The organism is Pedobacter ginsenosidimutans, from assembly GCF_001442625.1.
Lineage (GTDB): Bacteria > Bacteroidota > Bacteroidia > Sphingobacteriales > Sphingobacteriaceae > Pedobacter > Pedobacter ginsenosidimutans.
This window is the reverse complement of the sequence record NZ_LMZQ01000041.1, coordinates 41,968-50,333: the sequence shown is the minus strand read 5'-3', so window position 1 is coordinate 50,333 and position 8,366 is coordinate 41,968. Positions and strand designations below refer to the sequence as shown.

The following is an 8,366-nucleotide window of genomic DNA, read 5'->3' as shown; positions in this document are numbered from 1 at the left end:
CCTGCAGGAACCTATACTTTGGTTTACCAGATCGAAGATAAGCTGAACCCAGGTCAGACGAAAACAGCTACGGTAACAATCACAGTTGGTACAAGTACAATTTTGGCCAAAGACGATGCCGGAACGGCAAATGGTTTTACAGGTGGCACTGCTGTTGAAAATATCCTGATTAACGATAAGTATAATGATGTTTCTCCTGCGACGATAACTATGGTTGTAATCAATCAGATTTCAACTTCAAATCCAAAGATTAACATCGATGCAGCAACAGGAAAGGTAAATGTTGCAGCAGGAACGCTTCCAGGAGTTTATACGTTGACTTATCAGATTACCGATAAATTGGATGCGGCAAAAACTTCAACGGCGGTAGTAACCGTAAGCATCCCGAACTGGATAACCGATTTTCAGATAAACAAAACAGCCAATGTAACTGGTGTTGAGACAAACGGTGATATCAGCTATACCATCACCATTAAAAACAACGGACCTGCTACGGTATTAAGCGGCGAATCAATCGGACTGATAGAAAATCTTCCGGCAGGATTGGAAAATATAAGCTATAGCGCAATTGGTGGAACCTATAGTTCAGCAGGAAAAACTTTTACCCTTACAACTGATCTATTGGTTGGTCAACAGGTAAGTTTAACGGTTAATGGTCATGTTGCAGCAACGTTTGCCGGGGCAGATTTAGTAAACAGTGTATCGCTAAGTCCTACCGCCAAATCAACAGATCCTGAGCATACCAACAACCAATCAACGGTTACCACAGCCATATTGAAGGGTAAAATAGCATTGGTTAAAACAGGTGCTTTAAGTCCCGATCGTAATAGCATTACTTACACTTTTAATATTACCAATATTGGCGATGTAGCCTTAAATAATATAGTGCTGATTGATCAGAAATTGGCCTTGAATAAAACATTCTCTACAACGTTAGCGGTAGGGGCAAGCTTTACCTTCGATCAGGTTTATAAACTTTCACAAAGTGATAAAGATGCAGGATCAGTAAGTAATACTGCTTCGGTAAGCGCCAAAACCCCTGCCGGAAATACCGTTAGCGATATTTCTGGAACTGGAAGTGGAAATGATAATCCTACAGAAACTCCAGTTTTAAATACTTCTTCACTTGCTTTTACAAAAGCAGCCAGTACTGTAGGGGCGAAAATTGGCGAATCGATCGATTATACTTTCACTATTACCAATACAGGAAGTGTTACGTTAAGCAATTTGATTGTGAGCGATGCCGCGGTTGATGCTGGGTCGATCCAACCGGCAAGTATTTCAGCTTTGGCACCAGGTGCAAGTGTTAATGTTACGGCAAAACACACTTTAACGCAAAACGATATCAACCTGGGATCGTTTACCAATCAGGCATCAATAAAATTAACTGATAATAAAGGCAATGTGATTAACCAATTGTCTGATGATCCGGCTACACCAACTCCTAATGATGCTACAGTAACCAAATTAATACCATCACCAGGCTTCACTATAACCAAATCTGCTACAAACAGTGCAACTAAGGCTGGCGATGTGATCAATTACAGCATTATATTCAAAAATACTGGGAATGTAACCCTAACTGATATTGCATTAGTTGATGCAAATGCAGATGCCGGCAGTTTAACACCATCGAATATAACTTCGGTATTGCCAGGTGCTACCGTGAACATTACTGCTAAGCATACGGTAAAACAAAGTGATGTAAATGCTGGTGGTTTCAGTAATCAGGTAAGCGCAAACGTAAAAGATCCCAAAGGAAATACGATCACAAAAGTATCCGACGATCCATCAACCCCTGCAGCAGATGATGCAACTTTTAGTCCAATTGTGGCCAATCCATCGCTTAGGTTTACCAAAATGTTTGCTAATGCTGCAGGTGTGGTTAAAGTAATCGAGTACAGCATTCAGGTTACCAATACAGGTAACATTACGCTTACGGATATTGTGGTAACTGATGAGGGAGCAGATCCAGGTAGTATTACGCCTGCTACGATCAGTAAATTAGAACCTGCCGAAACCGCATTGATTTTAGCCAGACATACCTTAACACAACCTGAAATTGATAACGGCAAATTTGTGAATCAGGCTGGTTTGGTTGCCAAATATTCGGGTGCAAATAAACTGAGCAAACTTTCAGACGATCCAAGAACCTTGGCGCCTGATGACCCTACGGTATTCTTGATTAAAGAAGTACCGGGGCTTACTTTGGTTAAAACAGGTATTTTAAGTGCCGATGGAAATTCGGTTACCTATACCTTTAAGGCAAAAAATACTGGTAATGTTACTTTAAGCAATTTCAGTTTGCTTGATCCAAAAATTTCATCAACACTTACTTTCACACCTGCAAGTATTGCGCCTGATCAAACGGCAGTGGCCACAGCAGTTTATGCCATTACGCAGGCAGAGAAAAATGCAAGTTCGGTAAGAAATACGGCTACACTTACGGCCACTACGCCAGCCGGAAATCCAGTTTCGGATGTTTCGGGAACCGATGAAGATAACGATTATCCTACCATTTTAGAATTGCCAAAAATTGTAAGTTCAAAAACCGTTGCCGATGCCAACAACAATGGAAAGGCCGAAGCAAATGAGGTTTTAACCTATAATATTATTGTTAAAAATAATGGAAATACGGCCAGAACAGGCGTGAAGATTACAGATGCAGTTCCGGCTAACACTACTTACCTAATTGCTAGTGCAGATAATGGAGGATCGTTAATCGGTAACATATTAAACTGGAACAATTTAACCATTCCTGCTAACGGGCAGATACAGGTGAGCTTTAAAGTAACGGTTAACACGATTATTCCTTCAGGAGTGTTAAGTGTGAATAACACTGCTACGGTAACTGATCCTGGCAATACCTTAACTCCATTGAACCCAGCTGTGGCAATCCCAACTGAGGGAATGTTGGAAGGCAGTAAATCGGTTACTGATAACAAGGGTAATAAAGATGGCAAAGCACAGGCCAACGAGATTTTGACTTATTCGCTTCAGGTTAAAAATACAGGCGGCTCTGCACTAAATGGAGTAACCATAACCGATGAACTTCCTGCAGGCTTAACCTATGTTCCGAATTCTGTTTCAGGCTATGGTACCGTTATGGGTAATACCTTGAAATGGACGATTAATATGCAGGCCAATTCGAGTACGGTATTAACTTTTGATGCGAAAGTTGCACCAGATGTAAATAGTTACAATACGATAAAAAATGTGGTCGTAATGACGAGCCCAATAGGAACAACCATTAAGCCAGAGGCGCTTATGGCCGTAGATAAATCAGCAGATTTAATGGTTACAAAAGAATTGCTAACCAAAGGCGATATCAAAACCGGTTCTGATGTTACCTATAAAATTACGGTAACCAATAAAGGATCGAACAGGGCAACTGGAGTTACCGTTACGGATAAGCTTTCGACCATTATCGATGCGCCTAAAGAAATTACGGTTACGATTGGTACAACAACTTATACTACCACCAGCAGAGATTTAGCGTGGTTGGTTGGAAGTTTAGATTTAAACCAGAGTGCAACGTTAACCTTTAAATCAAGAACCTTAGCAGCAGGTGTATTAAATAATTCAGCTACCGTAAAAGCAGATCAGCCAGATCCAATATTAAATAATAACATGGTAATGGCAGATGCCGCAATTATAACAGGCGATGATTTATTGATTCCGAACTTGTTTACACCAAATGGCGATGGTATAAATGATACGTTTGAAATTAATGGCCTGGCCGAATTTGCTGAAAACGAAATCACCATTGTTAACCGTTGGGGCAATGAAGTATTCCGTGCCAAAGGCTACCAGAATAACTGGACAGGTGAAGGTTTGAATGAGGGAACTTATTACTATCTGCTTCGCGCCAGAAAAGGTGGAAATAATGAATGGAAAGTATTTAAAGGTTATATCACCCTGATTAGGGCCTTTAAAAACTAATAAAGAGGAAGGTAATGAAGAAACTAATAATATTAATAGCAGGTTCGTTTTTGTTGCTTTCGCGACAGGTATCTGCGCAGCAGGATGCCCAGTATAGCCAATACATGTTCAACGGGATCTACATCAATCCCGCTTACGCTGGATATAAAGAGGTACTGAATGTACATAGCTTTTACCGGAGCCAGTGGACAGGTATTACCGGAGCACCAAGAAGCATGTCGCTGGCGGTAGATGCCATTGCAAACAGCGGCAACGTAGGTTTGGCCCTTCAGGTGGCGAGCGATAAACTTGGCGCTCAGACCAACCTGAGTATTTACGGTAACTATGCTTACCGCATCAGGATGAACGATGATGGCAGTTCGAGATTGGCACTGGGCCTTGGCCTTGGAATGGTGCAGTTGGGTATAGATGGTTCGCTGCTAAACCCGAACAACCCGGAACCTAACCAGCCAGTTGGTATGCAGAGCACCATTGTGCCCGATGCAAGGGCAGGGGTTTACTTTGCCAACGATAAGTTTTATGCAGGTTTCTCGGCCGATAATCTGATTGCCACTTACATCAATATCGACCGTTATGCCTTTATCCCACAGCCAAAACCGCATTATTACCTTACCGCTGGAGCATTGTTTCCGCTTTCGGAAGATTTTCAGGTTAAACCTTCTTTCTTGTTAAAAGACGACCGCGGAGGTCCAACGAGTTTGGATTTGAATGCCTTTTTGATGATCAAAGATTTTATCTGGGTTGGCGGTTCGTATCGTACAGGTGTAAAGCTGTATGATAAAAGCTATTTGCAGCGTGATCTTACAGCTAGGAACTCTGCCGTAGCAGCGATACAGATTTTTCCATCAGAGAAACTCAGGATCGGCTATGGTTACGATTTCTCAATCGGTCCGCTACAGGGCTATAGCAGCGGTACACATGAGATTTCCTTGTCCTATTCGTTCATTAAACCAAACATCAGATTGGCAACCCCAAGGGTGTTTTAAACAAAACTGTAAACTTGTGTATTATAATATTTACACATTTAAACGAAAAATTAACTACAATTGCGTACAAAAAAATAACTTTTTATTAACTTGCACAATATTCTTAAAATAATGAAAACAAAAAATGCCGTAAGTACTTTTACTGTGCTCATCGCTGATGATCATGAGATCATTCGCCGTGGATTAAAAGGTTTAATATCAGACTTTTGGCCTGGTGTTGAAATCATTCATGCATCTACCCTAGAGCAGGCGCTTGTTGAAACAGAAAAATCGCCGAGTTTAATCATCATTGATGTAAACTTGCCAGGTGGTAACAACCTTAAGGTAATCGATCAGATTAAATTGGTTCAGCCAAACGCAAAAATCTTGGTATTTTCATCTTTGAATGAGAATATTTATGCTGTTCCGTATTTAAAATCGGGTGCATCGGGTTACTTAACCAAAAATGCAGAAGAATCAGAAATTGTAACCGCTATTACTACGATTTTAGCAGGCAGTCGCTATTCGAGCAGAAATGTTAAAGAAAACATGTTCAACAGTATATTAGGTAACGATGCCGATAATCCTTTTACCAAACTTTCGGGTAGAGAATTAGAAGTAGCAGAATTACTAACAAAGGGGATTGGTGTATTAGAAATTTCTAATCAGCTAAATCTTCAGATGGGTACAGTAAGTACTTATAAGTTGAGACTTTTTCAAAAGCTGAAAATAAAAAGCATTATAGAACTTGCTGAAAAGATGAGTATCTACGAAAGATAAAAAGAGTATTTTACTCTTTTTATCTTTTTAAGTCTTTTTGTTTTTATCTACAGTACCAAGCCCACTCTCTCCTGACTCGTTAGGTATGGAGCCAGCCTGACCAAATTTATCTGAAGAACCCTTTCCGTTTTGATCGAAGGAGGCCTTTCCCTTTGAGCTTCCTTTACTTTTATGCTCTTTTTCAGCTGTGTTTTTATTGTCTTTAGTTTCCATGAGATAAATGTTTATTACTAACTCAACATTTTAAAACAGTCAAAGTTTTATTTAATTCTTTTCGCTATAACCAGCTATTATAGAATTGTATCATTCTCCTAATGGTGTAGGTACACATCATCCCACCTATGAATAAAAATTTACACGCTTCATCCTGCCATTTGCATAATTTTTCTGTTAAGAAAATTAATTTAACAAAACAACCTCCTTTCCTCTCGGCTATGGCTGCAATTTTTCAATCGGCCCGTTACAAGGCTACAGCAGCGGAACACATGAGATTTCGATCGCTTATTCTTTTATCAGACAAAACCTAAGATTGACAACCTCAAGGGTATTTTAAACTAACTATATTCAGTATTTTTGACCAACTATCCCAACAACATAATGAAGAAAATTTTAATAGGCACCTGCCTTTCTGCATATTGTTTATTTGTATTCAGTTTTTCGGCAAGTGCCCAGTATGCATTAAAAGATGCCGATAAGCAGTACGAACTGTTTAATTACAGCAAGGCAATAGATTTATACGAACAAGCCTATAAAAAGAAAGAAACTTTACATACTGCAGAGCGTTTAGCAAGTGCTTACGCGTTTGTTTATAACTACAAACAGGCCGAAAGCTGGTATGCTATTGCAGCTAAAATGCCAGGTAGTAGCCCTGAGAATATTTTGGGTTATGCCAAAGCGTTACAGCGCAATTCGAAATACAGCGAAGCAAAAGTCCAGTACCTGAATTATATTGATAAAAAGAAAAATATATCAGAAAAGCAGCAGGCTGTTTGGCTTGTCTCTTGCGATTCGGCTTTGAAATGGATCAGAAATCCGAAGAAAATCGAACTCATCAATCAAAAAACTTTAAATAGCACACAGTCTGATTGGGGTGCCGTTAACTATCAGGGAGGGGTTGTATTCACTTCCGACAGATCAAACAGTAGGTTAAACGCTCAGGAAAGCAAACCGTTTTTAAGATTCGACGGCTCAAAAGAACCCGATAAAAAAGTATACGGCTGGACCGGTAACGGATACCTGAAACTATACATCAAACCATCGCCAAACGATAGCCTTCAGTTATTCCCCATAAAAGCAGGTACCAGGTATCACGTCGGTTCGGCAAGCTTTACAGCCGATGGCAAAACCATGTATTTTACGCTAACCCGTATCACTGATGAACTGGAACGCTTAAAAAAACAGCCAACAACCGTTAATGTAGAAATTTTTAGCAGTACAAAAGGTGCCAATGGTGTTTGGGGCGAACCGGTTTCATTTGCTTATAATAATGTAAACGGTTACTCCGTAGGCGATCCTTTTATTACTACCGATGGAAATAGCCTTTATTTCGTTTCGAATATGCCAGGTGGCCTGGGCGGTACTGATATTTATGTTTGCCTAAAAACAGATGCTGGTGAATGGGGCAAACCCATTAACCTGAAAGAAGTAAATACCGAAGGCAACGAACGCAGTCCGGTTTTTGATGAAAAGGATAATTTTTACTTTTCTAGCGATGGTAGAGTTGGAATGGGGGGATTAGACGTTTATCAGGCTTTAAGAGAAAAGGGTAATATTGGCCAGATCGAAAATATGGGTTATCCTTTCAACTCTCCCCAGGATGATTTTGGCTTTAGTTTAAACGAAAAAGGTGGTATCGTTTACCTTTCTTCCAATCGCGAGGGTGGTTTAGGTAGCGATGATATTTATTCCATTGATCAGAAAATGATCCTGGCTTTCAAATTAGAAGGCAGGGTATTTGATAAAAATAGCAACCAGCCCATTGCAGGTGCATTGGTAACCTTAGCAAAAGTAAATGGCGCTGTTTTAAAAACTGAAACTGATGAGAATGGCGGTTATCGATTTAATTTAGCCAAAGAATCTGAATACAATGTTACAGCAGAGAAAACAAACTACAGATCTGATGTAGAAAATCTGGCAACTATTGGTTTAACAACTTCTAGTGTACTTACGCAAAACCTGTATTTAGAAGCTGTTGTAATTAACAAAGCCATTAAGCTGGAAAATATCTATTACGATTTCGATAAATGGAACATCCGCCCGGATGCTGCAGTAGAGCTGGATAAACTGGTTAAAATCATGGCTGATAACCCGACCATCTGGATCGAATTAGGTTCGCATACCGATAGCAGGGGTAAGGACGGTTATAACCTAAACCTATCGCAAAAAAGAGCCGAATCTGCTGTGAAATATATCATCTCGAGGGGCATTAATAAAAATCGCATCACCGCAAAAGGATATGGCGAAACACAACTGTTAAACAAATGCAGCAATGGTGTAGCATGTAGCGAAGAAGAACATCAGTTAAACAGAAGAACAGAATTCAAAATCGTAAAACAATAAGCACAATAAGATTTACAATATATTTTAATTTTTTACTGCCTCCGATAAAATCGGGGGCATTTTTATTGTTGATGCTATCGATTTGTCAGTCTGAGGGTTAATTAATTGTTTAAAGTCAAT

5 protein-coding genes are annotated in these 8,366 nt (G+C 39.8%); 4 read left to right on the top strand and 1 reads right to left on the bottom strand.

The window, feature by feature from the left end; all coding sequences use genetic code 11:
- From ASU31_RS24145 to ASU31_RS24135, 3 genes are all read left to right on the top strand, one after another.
- Positions 1 to 3,942 (top strand): DUF7507 domain-containing protein (locus ASU31_RS24145; RefSeq protein ID WP_157258259.1); only part of this gene is annotated, 3,942 nt, incomplete at its 5' end.
- Between the two features lie 14 nt (positions 3,943 to 3,956).
- The gene (locus tag ASU31_RS24140; protein ID WP_057934808.1) at positions 3,957 to 4,928 is read left to right on the top strand and encodes a PorP/SprF family type IX secretion system membrane protein; all 972 of its coding nucleotides are present in this window, start codon (positions 3,957 to 3,959) and stop codon (positions 4,926 to 4,928) included.
- A 111-nt stretch (positions 4,929 to 5,039) separates the two neighbouring features.
- Positions 5,040 to 5,687, top strand: a complete 648-nt coding sequence (locus ASU31_RS24135; protein WP_057934807.1) for a response regulator — start codon at positions 5,040 to 5,042, stop codon at positions 5,685 to 5,687.
- Positions 5,688 to 5,714: 27 nt separating this feature from the next.
- Here ASU31_RS24135 and ASU31_RS24130 read toward each other — a convergent pair whose 3' ends face one another.
- Positions 5,715 to 5,900 carry a hypothetical protein gene (locus ASU31_RS24130; protein ID WP_057934806.1) on the bottom strand — a complete coding sequence of 62 codons (186 nt, stop codon included), beginning with the start codon at positions 5,898 to 5,900 and terminating at the stop codon, positions 5,715 to 5,717.
- Between the two features lie 384 nt (positions 5,901 to 6,284).
- Here ASU31_RS24130 and ASU31_RS24125 point away from each other — a divergent pair, with 384 nt between their 5' ends.
- Entirely contained in the window at positions 6,285 to 8,246 is a 1,962-nt protein-coding gene (locus tag ASU31_RS24125) for an OmpA family protein (RefSeq protein ID WP_057934805.1), read from the top strand.
- Positions 8,247 to 8,366: the final 120 nt, after the last annotated feature.

Excerpts from the sequence above, each read along its gene's own strand:
- ASU31_RS24130 (WP_057934806.1), bottom strand. The coding sequence starts at position 5,900 with ATGGAAACTAAAGACAATAAAAACACAGCTGAAAAAGAGCATAAAAGT.
- ASU31_RS24140 (WP_057934808.1), top strand. The coding sequence starts at position 3,957 with ATGAAGAAACTAATAATATTAATAGCAGGTTCGTTTTTGTTGCTTTCG.
- ASU31_RS24135 (WP_057934807.1), top strand. The coding sequence starts at position 5,040 with ATGAAAACAAAAAATGCCGTAAGTACTTTTACTGTGCTCATCGCTGAT.
- ASU31_RS24125 (WP_057934805.1), top strand. The coding sequence starts at position 6,285 with ATGAAGAAAATTTTAATAGGCACCTGCCTTTCTGCATATTGTTTATTT.